This is a genomic window from Paenibacillus sp. J31R34 (assembly GCF_059383715.1).
The window spans coordinates 544,635-565,400 of the sequence record NZ_JBXENU010000002.1 but is presented as its reverse complement, the minus strand read 5'-3'; the positions used below and the strand labels follow the sequence as shown (position 1 = coordinate 565,400).

Genomic DNA, 20,766 nt, shown 5'->3' with positions numbered 1-20,766 from the left:
TAAGTAAGCGTATCACTTCAACCATAAAATGACAATAAAATTGAAGGATAAAGCGCCTCCCTCCATGTTCCAATTCAACAGGTATGAGAAGCTTCATAAATATTTCCGCAAAAATTCATATCCATTTAAGGTTGCTTGTCTATAATAGGTATTGTTCACATCAATATGGGACAGAAATGAGAGGCTACCATTATGAAAAAGACATTAGCAGCAAGTATGCTGATGATCAGTATTATGTTCAGCAGCACATTGGCGTCAGGCGCAGCAGCAGCGGACAACTTAAATCGACTACAAGGCAACCAAAGTTCAATCGAGAGCGCACAACCAGATGGAGCGGACCAGTCTGCTTCCAAATAGGCGAGTACACCTTAACGATTGCAAAATAGCCAAAAAAGACTGATGAGCCGTCATCAGTCTTTTTTGTACGCGTTTCTAGAGGTGCCGCACGCAGGAGCCGCTAGCCGCTAGCCCCCGCCTAATCCCCGCGAGATAGATGAACATAAAAGCTGGTTGACTCGCCAACTGTACTTTTCGCGTAAATTTTCCCCTTATGCTGATCGATGATAGATTTGGCAATCGCCAAACCAAGTCCGTATCCGCCTTGCTTGCGCGCCCTGGAGGAATCGGTTCGGTAAAAGCGGTCAAAAATGCGGGTCAGATGCTCAGCGGCAATTCCTTCACCAGTGTTGGTGAGCAACAGCACGACATCGTTTTGCTGCTTCTGGAGCGACATCGTAACCGTTCCCTTGGCGCTTGTGTATTTGACCGCATTATCCAGCAAAATCATGACGACTTGCTTAATCTGCTCACTGCTGCCCAGCACCATCAAATCTGGCTCAATCTCATAATCCAGAGACACATTTTTTTCGAATATGACAGCTTCCATCGTTAAAATAATATTTTCAACCGCTTCACTCATATTGAACTGTCTATAGATCATGTTTGCTCGGGAATCATCCATTTCCGTTAAATACAGCAGGTCATTGGTCAGCTTCGTCATTCTTTCTGTTTCTGATTTGATATAATGCAGCCATTTCGCCTGATTGTGAATCGTATCCTCACTATTAGAGAGCAATACATCCGTATTGGTGTTAATGATCGTAAGCGGTGTTTTCATTTCATGGGAAGCATCGGCGATAAATTGCTTCTGCTTATCGAAGGCTTCCTTCACGGGTCTGATCGATTGGTTAGCGAAGAAACGGCTGGTGAAAAACAAGATGATCAGCATCGCGAGTCCAACGAAAGAGAACGTATAAATTAAATTGGTCAAAATCTCTTGCTGGGCGGTGACGTCAAGGAAGACCAGGTTATATCCTTCATTGGTCTGCTGCTTGATAAAAGCCCAGTGGCTCCCATCTAAATTGAACTGTCCGGTGTTTTTATTCACCGTAGAGGCCTCCTGCACAGCAGCGATGCAAAATGCATTGTCTACTGCAAATGGAGAATTCGTGCTTGTAATATTCCACTCGGCATCTGTTTTCAGTGAAAAAGCAACCGAACGCTCCGGCCTTGAATCTCCATTATCCATAGGTCCGCTATCCATGGGTCCACTCTCTATAGCTCCGTTATTAATAGATGCAGAAGGAGAATCGTCCTTGTGCCTGCCGGAGGGGGAAGAATTAGAACCGCCAGAGGGCTTCTGATAAAAATCAGCTACCCGGTGAATCTCATCGTTGATATCTGCCTGTACATTACGGTACGTAATAACGTATATAGAGGCGAAGGCGATCAGCATGACGAACGAAATGATGACCAAATTAACGATAAGAAACCGATTTCTGAGCTTCGTGAACATTAGGCAGTCACCTCTAATACATACCCTACGTTTCGAATCGTGTTAATGCGTACCGTCGAATGTAGGAACGTAAACTTTTTCCTCAAAAAAGAGATGTATACCTCCACATTGTTGTGCTCCGCCTCTGAGTCAAAGCCCCATAGCTTCTCAATAATCAGCTCCTTGGAGGTGATCGCCTGCTTCCTGACGATCAGCAGTTCGAGTAGAGCACTTTCCTTCAAATTGAGCTTTATTTCTTTATCTTTAACGGAAAGCTTCAAATTCGCCGTGTTTAATTCGATATCTCCGAACTTTAACGCATCCTCCGGCAGCACCTCGCCTTTGCGCCTTAGTGCAGCTCGTATTCGGGCAAGCAGCTCCTCCGATGAAAAAGGCTTGGCGATATAGTCATCCGCTCCATGGTCAAGCCCAGCCACCATATCGGTAATTTCCCCTTTTGCGGTCAGCAGAATGACCGGGGTAGATACGCCCTCTTTACGAAGCTGGGTAAGGACGCTGATTCCGTCCATTTCTGGCATCATAATATCAAGCAGCAGCAAATCATAGATGCCGCTTCGTGCATAGTCGAGCCCGGAAACGCCATCATGGACAGCGTCAACGGCGTAATTATGCTTCTTTAATATTTGGCTCAACGCTTCAGCTAAATGAAGCTCATCTTCTACAATTAAAATTCTCATGGCCAGTCATCCTTTATATATAGGTTGTGTATCAAGGTGAAACGGCCGAAAGCCGTCCTTGGTGACGCGGCGCGTTTCATTCCGAGAAATAGAGAGAAAGGATAACGAAATGATATCCCTTCCTATATTTTTAATAAGGCCATTATATCAGGATTACCTTTAGTCAACCTTAATGTTTGCAGCGGAAAGGCCTCGTTTGACAAGGTTTCTTAAAAGCATGGTGAAAAAGGCGTAGCGGAATGAAAAGGCAGGCCTTGCGAAGCGTCAGCCAAGCTTTTCATGCAGTGCAGCCCCATTTTCACCACTTTTTTAAAATTAAAATATTGTAAATTCATTTAAGTTTCGTTAAAGGTTTGGGGACTAAGATACGAATATAGCAAGCGAGAACATAACGCAAACCACAAACGAGATCGCCAAGCCAATAACATGCGAGACCAAATAGAGAGGATTTGAACGATATGGCTATTGAGGTTTTTAACCGATATGAAAACAAATATTTGCTCAACAGTGCAGCCTACCGCAACTTCTACCTTCAACTGCTGGAATATATGGAATTGGACGATTACAACAAGCAGCATGAATTTTACTCCATCACCAACCTGTATTATGACACCGAGCATGATGCCTTGATTCGCAACAGCCTGTCCAAGCCGAAGTATAAGGAAAAGCTTCGCCTCCGAGCTTACGGCACTCCTAAGGAGGATGCCAAGGTTTATCTGGAAATTAAGAAAAAGGTGTTTGGTCTTGTTAACAAAAGAAGAACGGGACTGAAGCTGAACGAAGCCTATGAATTTGTCCGTACAGGACTTCAGCCGGAGCTGCAAGGGTACATGAACAAGCAGGTGCTGCAGGAAATCACCTATTTTCTTCACCAATATGAATTGCAGCCTAAAGTGTATCTGGGTTATGACCGTAAAGCGTTGTTCAGCAAAGAGAATCGTGACCTCCGCATTACCTTTGATACGAACATTAATTGTCGGCGGTATGATCTGAGGCTCGAGAGCGGCAATTATGGCGAACCGCTGCTGGAGCCTGGACAATGGCTCATGGAAGTGAAGGCAGAGAAGACGATCCCGATGTGGCTGTCGAGAATGCTGTCGGAGCATCAGATGTATCGCACAAGCTTTTCGAAATACGGCAATGAATATAAAAAAATGCTGAAAAACAGCAAGCTAGAAATGGAGAGTGTCCTTTATGCTTGATTCTCTTTTTTCCTCAACGCTCACGACAACGGATTTGACCTTTAGCACAGCCGTTATCACGATTTTATTATCCCTTGTTCTTGGTGGAATGATCAGCTATACCTATATGAAAACGAACCCGAATGGCTATTCGCAAAGCTTTACACTGACGATGGTGCTGCTGCCCGTCATAGTGGCGATTATCATTTTGCTTATCGGCAGCAATATCGCTCGAGCGTTCAGCCTTGCAGGAGCCTTCTCCATAATCCGGTTTAGAAGCGCGCCAGGCGACCCTAAAGACATCACCTTTGTATTGTTCACTATGGCAGCGGGTCTAGCTTGCGGAGTCGGTTCATTCGGTTACGCGGTATTGTTCACGATTATTCTTTGTGTACTCATGGTGATTCTTAACCGCGTTAAATTTGGCGTAAGAAAGACGCTGCAAAAAGTGCTGAAAGTAACGATCCCGGAAAATCTCGGGTATGAAGAAGCATTTGCTGAAGTGTTTGCTGAGTTCAAGGTAGGATATGCGCTAAGCAAGATCCGCACGACTGAACTTGGCAGCTTATATGAGCTGGTTTATACCGTTACTATTGATGAGCAGACGAACCAAAAGGAATTTCTGGATGCGATTCGCTGCAGAAACGGAAATCTGGATATCTCATTAACAATGAGCCCAACTATGAATGACTATTAAGCGTAAACGGCTGTCGCCGTCTTCTGACGGCAAAGCTACCGTTTCGCGGTGAAATATAAGAGGATTATAAGGGTGAAACTTATGAATTCTTATATTTTAAACCAACCTAAACTGAGAGGATGATTTATATGAAAAAGAATAAATTTCGCGAGATGTTAGGTGTTTTGCTCATTTGCTCGGTCGTATTGTCGGCTTGCAGTACTTCATCACAAGCAACAACAACAACAACGTCAGCGGTTACTACGTCAGCTACTACCGCAGCCGCTAGTTCACAAAGCAGCGATACCACTGCTGCTGCATTGCCAGCCAGTGTTGCCGTATCGGATGTAGTGACGTTTGACGAGGCGGAAAAGGCTGTTGCTTGGAGCGCCGAGACGTCCACGACGATCAAGCTGAATGGAACAAGCGCTGCCGTTACTGGCTCAGGAGCAAAAGCTTCGGGCGGCTCCGTAACGATTTCGGCAGCCGGCACCTACGTTCTCAGCGGAACGCTGAGCAACGGGCAAGTTGTAGTGGATGTACAGGATGATGGAGACGTTCATCTCGTGCTTAATGGAGCTGCCATTCATGATAACGACAGCGCTGGAATCTACATCAAGGAAGCGGGCAATGTAGTCCTTACGCTACAGGAAGGTACGGAAAACACGATCTCCGATGGTGATACCTACGTATTCGCGGATGCTGCAACGGATGAGCCAAGCGCAGCTATTTTCAGCAAAGCGGATCTGGCGATTAATGGTACGGGCAAGCTGACGGTAGTCGCAAGCTACAATGATGGAATTACAAGCAAAGACGATTTGAAAATCGTATCTGGAACCATCGACATCACGGCTGCGGATGACGGCATTGTCGGTAAGGATATGGTTGCGATCGCGGATGGCACGGTAACGATTAAAGCTGAAGGAGACGGCATTAAATCGACGAATGCTACCGATGAGGGCCGTGGATTTATCGCGATTGCGGATGGTACATTTACGATTGAAGCCGGTAATGACGGCATTCAAGCTGAAACAGCGCTGATTGTAGATGGCGGCACCTTTAATCTCGTAACAGGTGGAGGCAGTGTGAACGGTGAAGTGAAGCAGGAAGAGGGCCCAGGTGGCATGCAAAGAGGCGGAATGAATGCCACTTCGGCAGCAGGCACATCAACCGACGCAGCGGCGACAGCCACTACAGAAACTACGGCAACCGAATCAACGAGTGCGAAGGGGCTTAAGGCAGGCGGCGATCTGACGGTTAACGGCGGCACCTTCGCCATTGATTCAGCAGATGATGCCCTGCACAGCAACAGCAATGTGACGGTAATAGGCGGAGAGCTAGAAATGGCTTCGGGTGATGACGGCATTCATGCTGACGCACTGACGACGATCGCCGGAGGCAGCATTAACATCACGAAAAGTTACGAAGGCATTGAAGGAGCAAATATTACGATCTCCGGCGGCGAGACGCATGTCGTTGCTTCCGATGACGGCATCAATGTAGCCGGCGGCAGTGATGAAACGAGCGAGGCGGCAGGAGGCCGGGCAGATCAGTTCAGCGCAGCCTCCAGCAACCTGCTCACCATTAGCGGTGGATATGTGACCGTGGATGCAGCAGGCGATGGACTAGACTCGAACGGCTCGATTACGATGACAGGCGGCACGGTTATAGTGAATGGCCCAACGGGCAACGGTAATGGTTCATTGGACTACGATGGCAGCTTTGACATTAGCGGAGGAACGCTTGTGGCAGCAGGAAGCTCAGGCATGCTTCAGGCCACAGCTGACAATTCCAGTCAATCCACCATCGCGATGACGTTCTCTGAGGCTCAGCAGGCGGGTACGCTAGTCCATCTGCAAGATAGCGATGGCAATACGATTATGACCTTTGCGCCATCGAAAAACTATCAATCCGTAGTGATTAGCTCACCGGAGCTTGCGCAAGGCGGTTCCTACACCCTCTACACAGGTGGAAGCTCAACCGGCAGCGATGCAGATGGCATGTATACGGATGGCGCCTATACAGGCGGAACGGAAGTGACCGATTTCGAAATTTCAAGCAGCGTAACTTGGTTGAATGAATCCGGCGTAACGACTGCCAGCAGCGGAGGCGGCTTCGGCGGTGGAGGTGGAGGAGGAAGACCTCAAGGCGGAGGCCGATAACCACAAAAATATACTAAAAAATGCCCTTTCGGACATCCTATCCGAAGGGGCATTTTTTGCCGTTATTCGCCTTTCCTCAAACGCTTTCATTTACGGAAAGCAACGATGAATGGAAGGGGGTCACAGCCTTTTTGGGAAGGAATTGCAATGAAAACCGAATGATTTAAGAGTGACCATTATAAATGTTCGTTTTAAATCATTGACAAACAAGGAAGCAATTGATTAAAATGAGTTTCTAAAAATAATGCATCAGTGGGCAGTATAATTTGACTTTGGGAGGCTAGTGATTAGCGATGGAACGATTTTTTCGCTTGAAAGAGCATGGTACGAACATTCGTACGGAGATTATGGCAGGACTGACGACCTTCATGACCATGGCGTACATACTGGCTGTTAATCCGATTGTGCTCACACCAGCCGGATTTGACTGGGGAGCCGTATTTTTGGCTACGGCGCTGTCAGCAGGTATTTTCACGATTGCCATGGGGCTGTTCGTTAATTTCCCCGTAGCTCTCGCGCCCGGAATGGGGCTCAATGCGTATTTCGCAGCTACGGTTATTTCTTCACAGGCGACTGGAAAGCCGATTTCCATCGCGATGGGACTTACAGCGGTATTTATTTCGGGTATTATCTTTATCATTTTGACCGTGACTCAAATCAGGCAAATGCTGATTACAGCCGTGCCGGACAGCCTTAAACATGCGATTACCGTCGGTATCGGCTTGTTTATCGCGATTATCGGCCTTAAGGGCAGCGGCATTATGACGATTGCCGTATCCAGCTTCACGGACATAAGCAAGGGCGCATATACCGACGTGTCGGGCTCGGAGACGGTCATTCACCTCGGCAGCCTGCACAATGGCACAGTAGCGCTTACGGTTATAGCACTGTTCATTATTGGAATTATGATGGTGCTTCGTATCCCTGGCGCGATTTTGTGGGGCATTTTGCTCACGACGGTCATTGCGATTGTTATCGGCCAGGTAAACGTCAGCGAGAAGCTGACCGGACAAACATGGGTGCCTGATTTTTCAAAAATGAATTTGTTCCACTTTGATTTCCCTGGCGTGCTGGAAGTTGGTCTCGTGACCGTCATTCTGACGTTTACCTTCGTCGAGCTGTTCGATACATTCGGAACGCTTGTCGGCACGGCGAACCGCGCTGGCTACATGAAAGATCCGGTGGAAGGCAAGAAGCGCATCGGCAAAGCGATGTTCGTGGATGCTATCGGCGTTAGCGGCGGGGCTATGCTCGGTACGAGCACAGTGACAGCGTATGTGGAAAGCTCCTCAGGCATCGCGCAGGGCGGACGTACGGGGCTCACTTCAGTTACGACGGGTATTTGCTTCCTGCTCGCCGTATTCCTCTCGCCGCTCGTTGCACTTGTGCCTCCAGCAGCTACGAATGCGGCTCTCATTATCGTCGGCGTGCTGATGATGCAGTCGATTAAGGAAATTGATTTCACGGATATGGTTTATGCGATTCCGTCATTTTTGACGCTCGCCTTGATGCCATTTACGTACAATATTGCGAACGGCATTTCGTTCGGTATCGTGTCTTATGTTGTATTGGCCTCTGTTGCCAACCTGTCAGGCAAAGCCAAAGAAAAATACCAAATCCACTGGCTCATGTGGATACTTGCCGTGCTTGTCATTTGTCGCTACGTATTCATGGGCGGCGAATAAATAACGAAAAGCGTTCAACCCGCTCATGCAGCAGGGTTGAACGCTTTTTTTGCGTTTATATCATGATAGAGAAATTCGTTCAAGCCATTACTTGAAAAATAGGAAGCTCGTTGGCAGCTTGCGGAGCTGGCGATCAGAAGGACTATTAATGACGCTGCCGTTCCAGATCAGCGACGAGGAGCCACCGCCATCGAGATTAAAGCCATTAACGGCGCCGTAGCGCTTAAGTAAAATTTGCAGCTCTTCCAGCGTCGCGCCGGAGCTGCCATTCTCGTTATAGCCATCGGCGACGAGAAGCAGCAGCTGATTGTCCTTGTAATTCGCGATGACCGTGCGCGGTGCGCGCTTCGGGCTATTTTTCCACTTGTCGGGAATCGGCATGGCGGCACCATTTTGCAGCAGGACAGGCACGAATGAAGCACCAAATTTCATATGCTGGCTGTCGAGCTGCGCCTTGCTGGTGAATTTCCCGCCTACGAGCTCGTTATCCTCATTCAAGCCGACAAAAAATAAATCGGCAAATGATGGCTCAAAGCCATTCACATATTCGCCGTCAATCATCGTCGTGCTTAGCGGGTAGCGAACGCCCTGAGCGTCTGCGAAGCCTCCGGCATTGATGCCGATATACGCGCCGAGACGCTTCACTGCTGCGAGCGTCGTCTCCGCGCCGCCATATTTGTCTCCGCCGAGCGCCATTTTCATCGCATCGTCTGATTTCAGCTCGATTTTCACCGCGTAGCTTTGAAAGTTTTGCGTCTTGATACGGAAGAGCTGGGCGCGAAGCTTGTCCGTATTAACGGTAGCCGACGGCGCTCCAAGCTTGCTCGTAATGAGCTGGTCATAAATATCAAGCGGTATGCGGGCTTGGGCAGCTGCGGTGCTGGCGATTTGCTTCATCTCCGCATTTGTCCGGTTATACAGCGTGATTTCCTTCTTTATCAAGTCTCCTGTCGCCTCGGCTGTTGTACGAGCCTGCTCCAGCCCCGCCGCTGTCTTCGAGGTGAAGGCTGCGGGCTCTTGCCGCTGCGCTTCAGCCTCGTGAACGGGAAAAGCTGCGGTAGACAGCTCAACGACCACCTCCGACAGCAGCAGCCAAAGCAGCATGCCAAGAAAAGGGGTACACGCGAGCAGCATGGTCCTATTCAGTGCTTTTACGGATACATTCATTTCAACACATCCAGATTTTTTTGCAGTTCGTTCAGCTTCTTCTTCACTTCATTAAGCTGGGTATACAGCTTGTTGCTGTTGTCGGTCTTGGAATCGGCATTGTCCTTCGTAAAGGTCAGCAGCTCATTCAAGGCATCCACCTTCGCATCGAGCTGGGCCAGCTCCTCCTTATAGGCAGCTTCCAGCTTGTCCATCCGCTGGGTGTAGTCCTGCTGCATCGCCGCGATTTGCGCGGACGTCTGGCGCTCCAGATCAGCGGCGACGTCATGCTGGATCTTGTCGCTATACCATTTGGCGCCCATGACGCCGCCAGAAATGAGAACGATCCAGATGATGACGAATACGAAAAAAGCGCGATTGCTCCGTTTGCGCCGCCGCAGCGGCTCATGGTGGCTGGAAAGCTCAGCTTCTTGCAAGTTGCTCATATTTTAACGTTCACCTCATTTTGAAAGTCTTATTGTGTGCTGCAACGAGGCTGAACGAACTGCAATCGTAACCTGACTTATACGGCTATAGTATTGGACGGAAAAAAAGCCATTTTGTTGCGCGTGTCACTACATTGTAACAAAGAATAGGGCGCAGGTCTTGTTGTCCTTTTGCGGAGGCTGGCAGTTGAGGTATAATAAGGGTCAGGCGATTGTATAGCAGCAGCGGCTGCAGCAAGCCTGTAAAGGAGGCTGTATAGACATGTCAGTTGAATTGAACGAAAACCAGAATGAGTCACCATCATATGAAAAGGCGATATTTGCCGGAGGCTGCTTCTGGTGCATGGTTTCTCCATTCGAGGAGATGCCCGGCATTATTGAGGTAGTATCGGGCTATACAGGCGGCCATGTGCCGAATCCGACCTATGAACAGGTCTGCTCGGAGACGACAGGCCACACTGAAGCGGTGCAAATTACATTTGATCCGGCGATTTTTCCCTATGAGAAGCTGCTTGATGTTTTCTGGCAGCAGATCGACCCGACTGATCTGGCTGGCCAGTTCGCGGATCGCGGCAACTCGTACCGTCCCGGCATCTTTTATTATAGCGAGGAACAACGGGAGAAGGCGGAAGCCTCGAAGAAGGCGCTTGATGCAAGCGGCCGGTTCGATAAGCCTATTGTAACGCCGATTGAACCGGCGGAGCCTTTTTATTTGGCGGAGGAATACCACCAAGGCTTCTACCGTTCAAATCCGCAGCGCTACAAATCTTACCGCAAAGGCTCTGGACGCGAGGATTTTCTCGCAAACCATTGGCAATTTAAGAAAAGTCTAGGAGAGCTGAAAGATCGACTGACGCCGATTCAGTTCGAAGTGACGCAAAACAGCGGCACCGAGCGGGCATTCACCGGCGAATATTGGGATCATAAGGAAGAAGGCATCTATGTAGATATCGTATCGGGAGAGCCGCTCTTCAGCTCGCGCGACAAGTTTGATTCAAGCTGCGGCTGGCCTAGCTTTACGAAGCCGATTCAGGAATCGAAAGTAACGGAGCACCGCGATATTAGCCATTTTATGATCCGTACGGAAGTCCGCAGCAAGGCGGCTGATTCGCATCTGGGACATGTTTTTAATGATGGCCCGGGACCAAACGGCTTGCGCTACTGCATTAATTCCGCAGCACTGCGTTTTATTCCAAAGGATCAACTTGAGGCAGAGGGCTACGGTGAGTACGCGGTCTGGTTGAAAGCTTAATTTGAGGATTGGGGGATTGGACATGCAAGTGGAAGAGGCTATACGGGGAAGACGTACAATCGGAAGAGTCAAGCAGGACCCGATTGATCGCCGCCTCATCGAAAAGCTGCTGGAGGCAGCCAGTTGGGCGCCTAGTCACCATAATACGCAGCCATGGAAGTTTATCGTCATGACAGGAGAGGGACGTGCCAAGCTGGGCGAAGGGTATGCGCGTGTTGCGCTTGCTTCGCTTGAGACTGGCATCGGTACCGCTTTGGAGGACCGCTTGGCGAAGGAGCGCTCTAAAGCCTATCGTGCCCCTGTCGTCATTGGCGTCGTATGCTCGCCGGCAGAGGACCCGCGCGCTGTCTATGCGGAAGAGCTGGCGGCGGCGCAAGCCGCTGTGCAAAACCTGCTGCTCGCTGCCCATGCCAATGGGCTGGGCGCCATCTGGCGCTCAGGCGAGCCGATGTACCATCCGCTGATGAAGGATACATTTGGCCTTGATGCGGAGGAGCAGTTTGTTGCCCTCATTTATCTCGGATATCCAGATATGCAGCCGTTGGAAGCGAAGCGGACGTCCGTTTCTGACAAAACGGTATGGCTGGAAGGGTAATTATCCTTCAAACAATCGAATGAATTGAATGATAGATTCATACAGCCCAAGGCACAAGTCTTCCTGAACCGCATTAGCATGCGGGGAGGGGAGGCTTTTTGGCGTGGAATAGCGGCCTTTGTACCGTGCAGCTGATAAAAAAAGTCGTGAAAATGGCAGTGATAGGTCGTCCAAGCGGCGGCATCGCGAGGGATGGCCAGACTACAATGAAGAAAAACAGATGAGCAGTCTGGTGAATAACCATGAGTTTGGTCACTGCCCTTCAAGAGGAGGAACTAAATATGCATTTTTCAAATCCTATATTAAGCGGTTTTTATCCTGATCCGAGTGTGTGCCGTGTGGGGGATGATTATTACTTGGTGACGAGCTCATTTGAATATTTTCCGGGCGTCCCGATTTTTCATAGTACGGATTTGGTCAATTGGCGGCAAATCGGACACTGCCTGACGAGAGAAAGCCAAGTACCCTTGCATGGCAGCCCAAGCTCCAGAGGGATTTTTGCGCCGACACTACGATATAACCATGGGCGTTTCTATATGATCACGACAAATGTAACCGTATTCAAAAATTTCTATGTTTGGGCAGACAACCCGGAGGGGCCATGGTCAGAACCGGTATGGCTGGAGGAATGGCCGGGTATCGATCCATCGCTGCTCTTCGATACGGATGGGAAAGTCTATATTACCGGAACGAGCATCATGTTTGGCGGTGAGCTTCCGGGCATTTATCAGGCAGAGCTGGACTTGCAGTCGGGCCGCCTGCTTAGCGAGCGAAAGCTGATATGGCAAGGAACAGGCGGTTCCTTTCCTGAAGGGCCGCATCTTTACCGAATTGGCGAGTGGTACTACCTCATCATTGCCGAAGGCGGCACCGAATACGGGCATATGGTGACTGCGGCGAGGAGCAAGGAGCCGTATGGCCCGTTTGAAGGCTGCCCGCATAATCCAATTTTGACGCAGCGCAGCACCGATAACCCGGTACAGGCGACGGGACATGCCGAGCTTATCCAAATTACTGAGCAGGAATGGTGGGCGGTGTTTCTGGGCATTCGCCCGATCGGCTACCCAGCGGCGCATCACCTGGGCCGTGAAACGTTTGGCGCACCGGTGACATGGACGGCGGACGGCTGGCCAATTATTGGTGACAACGGCCGGGCGGCATTGGAGCTGGACGCGCCGAATTTGCCGCTCAGCGAGCAGGAGCCTTGGCAGGAGCTGGATGATTTCAATGAGCCGGAGCTGGCGCTGCATTGGAATTTTCTGCGCAATCCGAGAGAGGCAAGCTGGTCGCTTTCGGAGCGTCCCGGCTGGCTGAAGCTGCAGGGCAGCGCCCACACGCTCGATGATACGGAGTCGCCTGCATTCATTGGGCGGAGGCAGCAGCATTTTAAGGCAAAATGGTCGACGTTAATGGCCTTTCAGCCGCAGCTGGGCGGAGAGGAAGCGGGGATGACGGTGCTCATGAATGAGCGCTTCCATTATGAAATTGCGCTCGTAAGGCTGGAAGGGAAAAATCAGGTGATTTTGCGCCGCCGGATCGGAAGCCTGTGGAAGATCGAGCACTCGGCGGATTATAGCGACTCTATTATTAGACTCGGCATAGAAGCTGATGAAACGCATTATACGTTCAGCTACTCGCCACCAGATGGGCAGACGCATGTATTAGGAACGGGAGAATGTGCCATGTTATCCAAAGAGGTGGCTGGCGGCTTTACAGGTGTATATGCCGGACTTTATGCAACGGGAAATGGGAAAATCAATACAGCGCCAGCGTATTTCGACTGGTTCAAATATGAAATAGAGGCATAGCAGGAAGCGTATGGCAGCTGGGAGCGATTTTCGACAAGGATTTCGACAAATTTCCCGATAAAGATTGATCTTCCTTCCTAGAGCGTGCTAAGTTTCATGATAATGGCGTAGCAGTTGGCCCATTATCTAAGTAGTCGCGGAGAACGGGGGGCTTTGTGGATGAACAGTCGATTGAAAATTTTATCGTGGAGCTCGATCCGAACGAGATTAATCACCAGCGTTTTGCTATTTACGCTGCCGCTCATTATATTGCTGCTGTATAACAGCTTTTATTCGATTGATGTGGTGCGCAATCAGGTGGCAAACTCGAACCGGAATATGATGACCTTGTATATGGATCAGATCGATCAGAGCCTCGAGGATGTAGATCAATATGTGAATAGCATCGCCGCTGTAGATCCGGATTTGCTGGTAATGGGCACGACAAGGCAGCCGGATGAATATTATATGGCGAAAATCAGCCTGTCCAACAAGCTGTCGCAGGCGCTGGCGATTTATAAAAGCATGGATGCTTTTTTCGTATACTCGGATCAGGAGAAGGAATTAATGCTTAGCCCGCAAGTGAGCAGGCCCTTTGGAGAACGGGAAAAAATGCGGTTTTTTTTGAACCAGGTGATGATGGACAAGGACAACAATGGGAGCCTGCTGCACACCGCCGATTGGAAAATTACGCAGTTGAATAATCAATATTATATTTATCATATCGTGGAATCGGGCGGCAGCTATATTGGTGCCTGGGTTAATGCCAATCGATTAATTGGCGGGCTGGGATTGATTGATCTGGGTGAAAAGGGGCAGTCGCTGTTGACGACGAGCGATGGAATCCCACTAACGTCCTCTACTCTGTTTCAGGATCATGGCATTGAGCTCAATCATAGCTTGGCTAATTATTATATGACCGGGGATCAAACCCGCTTTCTTGTCGTAGGCGCCCCTTCGCTTCGAGGGGATTTTAATCTAGTAGCCGTTATACCGGATGAAAAAATACTTGAAAATCTCCCTTATTTGCGAAGCCTGATTACCTTTGTCGCGCTAGGCTCGCTCATCATTTTACCGCTCGGCCTGTTAATGCTGCGCCGGGAAATATTGCTCCCGCTGAACCGGATTTTGGCGGCGATGAAGCGGATACGTGAAGGCAATCTGGATGTCCGTATCAAGGCCGCTCCTAGCGCCGAGGAATTTCAGCTAGTTAACGAAACGTTCAATACGATGATGGCGGATATTCAGCAGCTGCGTATTGATGTATACGAGGAGCAGCTCAGCAAGCAAAAGGTGGAATTGCAGCATTTGCAGCTGCAAATCAATCCCCATTTTTTCATGAATTCCCTGAATATGATGTACAGCCTTGCCCAGGTGCGCAATTATGAGCTGATTCAAGAGCTGACGCTGTGCTTGGTGGGCTATTTCCGCTATATGTTCCGCAGCAACCTCAGCTTCGTTTCCTTGAAGCAGGAGCTGGATCATGTAAGCAACTATGTCCGCATTCAGGAGCTGCGTTATCCGGACAGCCTGACAAGCAGCATCGAGGCGCCCGACTATATGATGAACGCCAGTCTGCCGCCGCTCATTATTCAGTCCCTTGTTGAAAATGCTGTCAAATACGCCGTAACGCTGGATGAAGCGGTGCACATCCATATTCGTATTGAGCTTCTGGACACAACTGATGAACCGAAAATGCGGATTGTCGTGCAGGACACTGGCAAAGGCTTTAATGAAGAGGTATTGAAGCAGCTTCAGGAAGGCCGAAAATTAATAAGGGAACAAGGCGGACAGGTTGGCATTTGGAACATTTGCGAGCGGCTGCGGCTGCTCTATGAAGGCCGGGCGCAAATATCATTCGCCAATGCGCACGGTGGAGGGGCGATTGTTGAAATCATCCTGCCGATGAATGCGGAAACGGAACATAGCTAGCGAAGGGGGAATTTACATGTATTCGGTACTCATTGTCGATGATGAAGTGCATGCGGTCAAGGCGATTGAATCGGCCATCGATTGGGACAAGCTTCAAGTAAGCGAAGTGTATACCGCCTATAATATCCGCCAAGCGAAGGAAATATTCGACCAGCAGTCCATCGATCTGATGCTGTGCGATATTGAAATGCCGCAGGGCAGCGGATTGGAGCTGCTGGAGTGGGTGCGTGACAAATATCCGAAGACAGAGTCGGTTTTTCTGACCTGCCACGCGGACTTTGAATTCGCGAAGCAGGCGATGAAGCTCGGCAGCCTCGATTATATTCTCAAGCCGATCCCCTATGCGGAGCTGGAGAAGGTTATTGTCAAAGCGACCGACAAAATCAATAAGGACAGCGAGCTCGCCCAGTTCAGCGAATACGGGCAATACTGGTTTAAGCAGCAGCCGATTATGACGGAGCGGTTTTGGCTGGACATTCTGAACCAGACGATACCAGCTTATGAAACCTCCATTAAAGAAGCGGCTACTGAGCGATATTTGCCCTACATGGAGCATTTGCGGCATTTGCCCATTCTGATCTCGGTTCAGCGCTGGCGCAAGAAGCTGTCGGTGCGCGATGAGAAAATTATGGAAATCGCCCTGCGCAATGCGGCAGAGGAGACGATTTTGAACCATGGCGCTAGCGGACATTTGGTGCAATGGGAAAAAGACAAGCTCGTTGCGCTGCTGCCAATGGAGATCAATGACGAGCCGGAGCTTGCCGCTTTGCGAGATGCCTGCTCCTTGTTTATTTCGGCCTCCAATGCCTATTTCTATTGCGATCTTTCCTGTTACATTGGCGAGCCCGTGCCTAGCTACCAGCTGTCGGCGATGGCAAGGCGGCTAACCGGCCTCGATCAGAACAATGTAGCGCTTAGCAATATCGTCTTGCATACTAGCGGCAGGTCGAGCCTGACGCCAGAGATGAAGCTGCCTGATTTAAGCCTGTGGGCGGTGCTGCTGAAGGAAGGCTCCAAGGACAAGCTGCTCGCGGCAATAGACGCTCATCTTAAGGAGTGCATTCGGCTGGGAACGCTTGATGCGAAGCGGCTGCATACATTCCACCAGGATTTTCTGCAAATGATGTATTATATGCTCCAGTTGAAGGGCATTCAAGCCCATCAATTGTTTGGCGATGACGAGTCGATTGAGCTTTCGGGCCGGGCGAGCCGTTCGGTGACGGATATGTATGGCTGGATCGATCATATTGTGACCAAAGCGGCGGATTATGCAAAGTCGGTTGAAGAGACGCAGACGGTAGTCGAGCGGGTCATTGCCTATATTAAGCTGAATCAGAACAAGGAAATTACGCGCGAGGAGCTGGCGAACCATGTGTTCCTGAACCCGGACTACTTAACGCGTATTTTTAAAAAGAAAACGGGCTTGTCCATTTCCGATTATTTGCTCAATGAACGTCTGCTTGTAGCGAAGGAGCTGCTGATGAAGACGGATATGCCGGTCAGCGCGATAGCGGTTCACGTAGGCTATGCGAACTTCTCGCATTTTTCAAGGATGTTTAAGAAGTACGCAGGCCTCAATCCGCTGGAATTCAGGCAAAATTATGAGCTCAAGAAGCAGGGCCATTGAAATGGTCGGAAAACGCTTACCAAAAAGTCGTTTGCGGGGCAGTAGCAGGGATGGGGATTCTCTACAATGAGTATAGATTCACTCGCTTCAGACGAGCTGGATCTCGATACTATAAAGCATCGGGGGAATTACGAATGAGAAGGATAACAACGATGATTAGCTTGGTCCTCATCCTTGGCTTGGTGCTGAGCGCATGTGGCGGCAGCAGCACGGGCAGCAACGGAGAAGCGGGTACAGGCACAGCAGGAGCTACAAACTCAGGCGGCAATACAGATGCAGCGGCAGAGCTTACTGTTGCGTACGTCACGTTTGGCAATACGCCTACTGACCTGCAAGCGGTACAGGACGAGCTGAACAAGCTGACTAAAGAGAAAATTAATGCAACTGTGAAGCTTCTCCCAATCGGAATTGGCGCATGGAATCAGCAAATGAACCTCATGCTTACGAGCAATGAGAAGCTGGATCTAATTGTAACGGGCAGCAGCGCAACGTTTGGTTATGCACCGCAAGTGGCGAAGGGGCAGCTGCTTCCGCTTGATGATCTGCTGGAGCAGCATGGACAAGGCATTAAATCGGCAGTTGGAGAAGATTTTATTAAAGCAAGCAGCATTGGCGGAAAAATATATGCCGTGCCGTCGATTCGTGATTTGGCGGTCAATTATGGCGTGCTGATCCGTAAGGATCTGGCTGATAAATACGGCATCGACGCTGCCAAAGTCAACTCGATTGACGCTTTGGAAGGCATGATGAAAACGCTGAAAGAGAACGAGCCGAACATGGCGGCTATCTCTCCGGGATCGGCTGGGCAATCGATTGCTGACTACCTGCTCAAGCTTGATAAATTAGGGGATGGCTATGGCGTTCTGATTAACAATGGGCAGGATGATTTAAAAGTAGTCAACTACTTTGAAACGCCTGAATATGCGGAGCTGCTTAAACGTATTCGCGGCTGGTATCAAGCGGGTTATATTTTGAAGGATGCAGCAACGAACAAAGAGGGCATCGCGGATTTGATTAAAGCAGGGCGCACAGCTGCTTATGTGGCGAACCTTAAGCCGGGCATCGAGATGCAGGAATCACGTATTGTGGGTACAACAATCGTAAAAGGTGAAATCACGGCTCCAGTTTCCAAAACAGAGACGGTAACTAACATTATGTGGGGCATTCCGCGCAACGCGACGAATCCTGAAGCATCCATGAAGTTCTTAAACCTGATGTACAGCGACAAAGATATCATTAACTTGATGGACTGGGGCATTGAAGGCAAGCATTATGTAAAAACCGATCAAGAAAACATCATTAAATATGCAGATGGCGTAGATGCCAACAATAGTGGCTACAACCCGAATACAGGCTGGTTGTTCGGTAACCAGTTCATGTCCTACTCCTTTGAAGGGGACAACCCGGATATTTGGAAAGAAACAGATGAATTTAATAAAAACGCAACGAAATCCAAAGCATTAGGCTTTACTTTCGATTCCGCATCCGTGAAAACCGAGTTTGCTTCGGTAACGAATGTTCTGAATCAATACAAGCTCGGTCTGGAAACAGGTACGCTTGATCCGGAGAAAACACTGCCAGACTTTATCTCCAAGCTGAAAGCAGCGGGCATCGACAAAATCGTTGCAGAAAAACAGAAGCAGCTTGATGCATGGGCGGCAGCGAAATAAAATAAATCGGCAATGTAATCTGACGCAAACACAGCAATCGCCAATCCTCCTCGTGAGGGTTGGCGGTTGTTTGTATTTTTATGATGGTGCATGAGTAACAAGCTGGCGGTACATACCCTGCCTTAGCCGTCGATTTCCAGACCAATCCCGAGCTCCCGAGCTTTTTGCACCCAATAGTCAGCTGTTGCAATATCAAAGACGGCCATTCCCATGGGGCAAAATAGAACAGGCTCAGCCGGATCGAAGCCGGCAAGCGCGCTGCGGCATACGACATCGGCAAGCGAGCGGGTACCCTCTTTTGCTAGCCCCTGCTCCTTATGCAGCAGCTCAATGTCGGTATTTTCTCGACATACCTCATCCCAGTCATCGACGATGATGGCGGTTACGCCGTTCAAGGCAGAGGAGGCATAGTCGCGCAGGGAAACGTCCAGCAGCAGGCTGCCTGGGAGTGGAGGCAGATTAATGTAGCGCTTGTCGCTTACCGTACAAGTAATAATGACGTTGCAGCGGCTGTATAGCTGCTCCCAACTATCCGCCACCTTCGTTCGTCCAAGTAGTCCAACTTTCTTACCAGCGCCGATAGCATCGGCTGCAGCAGCTGCGGAGAGGTCGTTAGCCTCCAGCTCGACACCGCGAATATCATAAACATAAGCTTCTTCGATTGCTTCTCCGAACAGCTGCTCACACATGTCGTAATGCAGCTGCCCGACTGGACCGAAGCCGATAATGCCCAGCCTTATGCGATGCGGGTTGCTTGGATGCTGCACGCTGCGCGCATGCAAATAATGGCGAAGCAGCACGGCGCTAACGGCAGCTGTCCGTGCCGCGCTTGGCAGTGATGCATGGACAATCGCATACGGCTTGCCTGTATCTGCATCATTCAATACCAGCAGGCTGTGTGCTCTGGGCAGTCCGATTTGGAGGTTGCCAGGAAAGCTGGCAATCCATTTGATGCCGGCTGTGTGCATGCTGCCGCCTACATAGGCGGGCATAGCAATGATTCGGTTTGCCGCCTTGCTGCCGTATCGCAAATAAGGCTTTACCGGCTGGGCATAATCTCCGCTATCCATCACATGCACCGCATCTTCAATGCGATCCGCCAGCTCCTGCCAATGGAGTCCAACAGCACGGATATGTTTTTCCCCAAGATAAATCATGCTCGCTCTCCTTCCCCACGGAGGAATTGCTGCTGAACCCAATCATCATTGTAGACGGTGTCCATGTAACGTTCACCGCGGTCGTGCAAAATAACGGCGCAAGCAGAACCATCTGGCAGTTTATGCATCATCGATTGAAGGGCAAAAATAACAGCGCCGGACGATGGCCCGGCCAAAATCGCCTCTTGCTTCACCAGCATTCGGCAGCCTGCAACCATATCGGCATCGTTAACCTTTATCGCATAATCCATAAAGCGGCTTTGCCCGAACGGAGGAACGATGCCGGCCCCAAGACCCGGAAACAGTCTGCTTCCGCTGATCCCGCCAAAAATAATGCTGCCCGCCGCGTCAACAGCTACGATTTTCGTATCCAGCTTATGGTCGCGGGCATACCGCGCACAGCCAAGCATCGTGCCGCAGGTGCTGACACCCCCAATGACATAATCCACACGGCCCAGTGAGGCCACAATTTCCTGCATGGTGCCTTCATAATGCGACAGGTAATTATGTTCATTGTTGTATTGATTCGGCCAGTAGCTGCCTGGAATCTCGGCAAGCAGCTGCTGAACGCGGTTCAGCCTGGCAGGCAGAAACTCGCCTGTATCCGGGTCTGGCTCCTCAACGAGCTCAATGTCGGCGCCATAAGCGCGCATAATGCGGATGTTTTGCTGCGTCGTTCTAGGGTCTACGACGCTTATAAACCGCATGCCAAGATAGGAGCAGATCGCGGCGAGGCTGATGGCCATATTGCCCGAGCTGGATTCGATGATGACAGAGCCGGGCCCGATGCGTCCCTGCTCCAAGGCCGCAGCAATAATGCGGGCGGCGGAGCGGTCCTTCGCGCTGCCATTCGGGTTAAGCATTTCCAGCTTGGCATGCACGGTAATGCCGCGATCATTCGCAAACAGCTTTGACAGCTGGACGAGCGGCGTCTGACCGATACAAGAAAGCCAATCTATTCCCATGGGCGATTAGCGC

17 protein-coding genes are annotated in these 20,766 nt (G+C 49.9%); 11 read left to right on the top strand and 6 right to left on the bottom strand.

Translation table 11 applies throughout. The annotated features are described in order from the left end of the window. Positions 1-192: 192 nt before the first annotated feature. Positions 193-357 carry a hypothetical protein gene (locus AC50YG_RS07800; RefSeq protein WP_341281028.1) on the top strand — a complete coding sequence of 55 codons (165 nt, stop codon included), beginning with the start codon at positions 193-195 and terminating at the stop codon, positions 355-357. Positions 358-475: 118 nt separating this feature from the next. On the opposite strand, the gene AC50YG_RS07795 is transcribed toward AC50YG_RS07800, so the two are convergent. Beyond that, entirely contained in the window at positions 476-1,795 is a 1,320-nt protein-coding gene (locus AC50YG_RS07795) for a sensor histidine kinase (RefSeq protein ID WP_494825930.1), read from the bottom strand. Continuing rightward, positions 1,795-2,472 carry a response regulator transcription factor gene (locus AC50YG_RS07790; RefSeq protein WP_494825929.1) on the bottom strand — a complete coding sequence of 226 codons (678 nt, stop codon included), beginning with the start codon at positions 2,470-2,472 and terminating at the stop codon, positions 1,795-1,797. The genes AC50YG_RS07795 and AC50YG_RS07790 overlap by 1 nt, the downstream gene beginning before the upstream one ends. Before the next feature lie 458 nt (positions 2,473-2,930). Between AC50YG_RS07790 and AC50YG_RS07785 the strand changes: the two genes are divergently transcribed. From AC50YG_RS07785 to AC50YG_RS07770, 4 genes are all read left to right on the top strand, one after another. Beyond that, positions 2,931-3,674 carry a polyphosphate polymerase domain-containing protein gene (locus AC50YG_RS07785; protein WP_494825927.1) on the top strand — a complete coding sequence of 248 codons (744 nt, stop codon included), beginning with the start codon at positions 2,931-2,933 and terminating at the stop codon, positions 3,672-3,674. Next, positions 3,667-4,350 (top strand): DUF4956 domain-containing protein, encoded by a 684-nt coding sequence (locus tag AC50YG_RS07780; protein WP_494825925.1) that lies wholly within the window; start codon positions 3,667-3,669, stop codon positions 4,348-4,350. Before AC50YG_RS07785 ends, AC50YG_RS07780 begins: the two co-directional genes overlap by 8 nt. A gap of 128 nt (positions 4,351-4,478) precedes the next feature. Next, entirely contained in the window at positions 4,479-6,491 is a 2,013-nt protein-coding gene (locus AC50YG_RS07775; protein ID WP_494825923.1) for a carbohydrate-binding domain-containing protein, read from the top strand. Positions 6,492-6,784: 293 nt separating this feature from the next. Next, complete coding sequence (locus AC50YG_RS07770; protein ID WP_494825921.1) at positions 6,785-8,176, top strand: NCS2 family permease; 1,392 nt, start codon at positions 6,785-6,787, stop codon at positions 8,174-8,176. 87 nt (positions 8,177-8,263) lie between these two features. On the opposite strand, the gene AC50YG_RS07765 is transcribed toward AC50YG_RS07770, so the two are convergent. Both AC50YG_RS07765 and AC50YG_RS07760 read right to left on the bottom strand, forming a co-directional pair. Further along, positions 8,264-9,343: a phosphodiester glycosidase family protein gene (locus AC50YG_RS07765; protein WP_494825919.1), complete on the bottom strand. Its 1,080-nt coding sequence runs from the start codon at positions 9,341-9,343 to the stop codon at positions 8,264-8,266. Beyond that, the gene (locus tag AC50YG_RS07760; protein WP_473756599.1) at positions 9,340-9,768 is read right to left on the bottom strand and encodes a hypothetical protein; all 429 of its coding nucleotides are present in this window, start codon (positions 9,766-9,768) and stop codon (positions 9,340-9,342) included. The genes AC50YG_RS07765 and AC50YG_RS07760 overlap by 4 nt, the downstream gene beginning before the upstream one ends. Positions 9,769-10,030: 262 nt before the next feature. Between AC50YG_RS07760 and msrB the strand changes: the two genes are divergently transcribed. The 6 genes from msrB to AC50YG_RS07730 all read left to right on the top strand — a co-directional run bounded on the left by msrB (position 10,031) and on the right by AC50YG_RS07730 (position 18,631). Beyond that, entirely contained in the window at positions 10,031-11,020 is a 990-nt protein-coding gene (gene msrB / locus AC50YG_RS07755) for a peptide-methionine (R)-S-oxide reductase MsrB (RefSeq protein ID WP_494825916.1), read from the top strand. Between the two features lie 22 nt (positions 11,021-11,042). Next, entirely contained in the window at positions 11,043-11,615 is a 573-nt protein-coding gene (locus AC50YG_RS07750) for a nitroreductase family protein (protein ID WP_099521446.1), read from the top strand. 281 nt (positions 11,616-11,896) lie between these two features. Continuing rightward, positions 11,897-13,423, top strand: coding sequence for a glycoside hydrolase family 43 protein (locus AC50YG_RS07745; protein ID WP_494825915.1), 1,527 nt, complete (start codon positions 11,897-11,899; stop codon positions 13,421-13,423). A gap of 159 nt (positions 13,424-13,582) precedes the next feature. Beyond that, positions 13,583-15,334, top strand: a complete 1,752-nt coding sequence (locus AC50YG_RS07740) for a sensor histidine kinase (RefSeq protein ID WP_494825914.1) — start codon at positions 13,583-13,585, stop codon at positions 15,332-15,334. Positions 15,335-15,350: 16 nt separating this feature from the next. Then, positions 15,351-16,961 (top strand): response regulator transcription factor, encoded by a 1,611-nt coding sequence (locus tag AC50YG_RS07735; RefSeq protein WP_473756594.1) that lies wholly within the window; start codon positions 15,351-15,353, stop codon positions 16,959-16,961. A 152-nt stretch (positions 16,962-17,113) separates the two neighbouring features. Further along, entirely contained in the window at positions 17,114-18,631 is a 1,518-nt protein-coding gene (locus tag AC50YG_RS07730; RefSeq protein ID WP_473756593.1) for an ABC transporter substrate-binding protein, read from the top strand. Between the two features lie 122 nt (positions 18,632-18,753). Here AC50YG_RS07730 and AC50YG_RS07725 read toward each other — a convergent pair whose 3' ends face one another. Together AC50YG_RS07725 and sbnA are read right to left on the bottom strand one after the other, a co-directional pair. Continuing rightward, positions 18,754-19,788: a 2,3-diaminopropionate biosynthesis protein SbnB gene (locus AC50YG_RS07725; RefSeq protein ID WP_494825912.1), complete on the bottom strand. Its 1,035-nt coding sequence runs from the start codon at positions 19,786-19,788 to the stop codon at positions 18,754-18,756. Continuing rightward, entirely contained in the window at positions 19,785-20,753 is a 969-nt protein-coding gene (gene sbnA / locus AC50YG_RS07720) for a 2,3-diaminopropionate biosynthesis protein SbnA (RefSeq protein WP_494825911.1), read from the bottom strand. Before sbnA ends, AC50YG_RS07725 begins: the two co-directional genes overlap by 4 nt. Between the last annotated feature and the right edge of the window lie 13 nt (positions 20,754-20,766).

Excerpts from the sequence above, each read along its gene's own strand:
- AC50YG_RS07800 (WP_341281028.1), top strand. The coding sequence starts at position 193 with ATGAAAAAGACATTAGCAGCAAGTATGCTGATGATCAGTATTATGTTC.
- AC50YG_RS07795 (WP_494825930.1), bottom strand. The coding sequence starts at position 1,795 with ATGTTCACGAAGCTCAGAAATCGGTTTCTTATCGTTAATTTGGTCATC.
- AC50YG_RS07790 (WP_494825929.1), bottom strand. The coding sequence starts at position 2,472 with ATGAGAATTTTAATTGTAGAAGATGAGCTTCATTTAGCTGAAGCGTTG.
- AC50YG_RS07785 (WP_494825927.1), top strand. The coding sequence starts at position 2,931 with ATGGCTATTGAGGTTTTTAACCGATATGAAAACAAATATTTGCTCAAC.
- AC50YG_RS07780 (WP_494825925.1), top strand. The coding sequence starts at position 3,667 with ATGCTTGATTCTCTTTTTTCCTCAACGCTCACGACAACGGATTTGACC.
- AC50YG_RS07775 (WP_494825923.1), top strand. The coding sequence starts at position 4,479 with ATGAAAAAGAATAAATTTCGCGAGATGTTAGGTGTTTTGCTCATTTGC.
- AC50YG_RS07770 (WP_494825921.1), top strand. The coding sequence starts at position 6,785 with ATGGAACGATTTTTTCGCTTGAAAGAGCATGGTACGAACATTCGTACG.
- AC50YG_RS07765 (WP_494825919.1), bottom strand. The coding sequence starts at position 9,343 with ATGAATGTATCCGTAAAAGCACTGAATAGGACCATGCTGCTCGCGTGT.
- AC50YG_RS07760 (WP_473756599.1), bottom strand. The coding sequence starts at position 9,768 with ATGAGCAACTTGCAAGAAGCTGAGCTTTCCAGCCACCATGAGCCGCTG.
- msrB (WP_494825916.1), top strand. The coding sequence starts at position 10,031 with ATGTCAGTTGAATTGAACGAAAACCAGAATGAGTCACCATCATATGAA.
- AC50YG_RS07750 (WP_099521446.1), top strand. The coding sequence starts at position 11,043 with ATGCAAGTGGAAGAGGCTATACGGGGAAGACGTACAATCGGAAGAGTC.
- AC50YG_RS07745 (WP_494825915.1), top strand. The coding sequence starts at position 11,897 with ATGCATTTTTCAAATCCTATATTAAGCGGTTTTTATCCTGATCCGAGT.
- AC50YG_RS07740 (WP_494825914.1), top strand. The coding sequence starts at position 13,583 with ATGAACAGTCGATTGAAAATTTTATCGTGGAGCTCGATCCGAACGAGA.
- AC50YG_RS07735 (WP_473756594.1), top strand. The coding sequence starts at position 15,351 with ATGTATTCGGTACTCATTGTCGATGATGAAGTGCATGCGGTCAAGGCG.
- AC50YG_RS07730 (WP_473756593.1), top strand. The coding sequence starts at position 17,114 with ATGATTAGCTTGGTCCTCATCCTTGGCTTGGTGCTGAGCGCATGTGGC.
- AC50YG_RS07725 (WP_494825912.1), bottom strand. The coding sequence starts at position 19,788 with ATGATTTATCTTGGGGAAAAACATATCCGTGCTGTTGGACTCCATTGG.
- sbnA (WP_494825911.1), bottom strand. The coding sequence starts at position 20,753 with ATGGGAATAGATTGGCTTTCTTGTATCGGTCAGACGCCGCTCGTCCAG.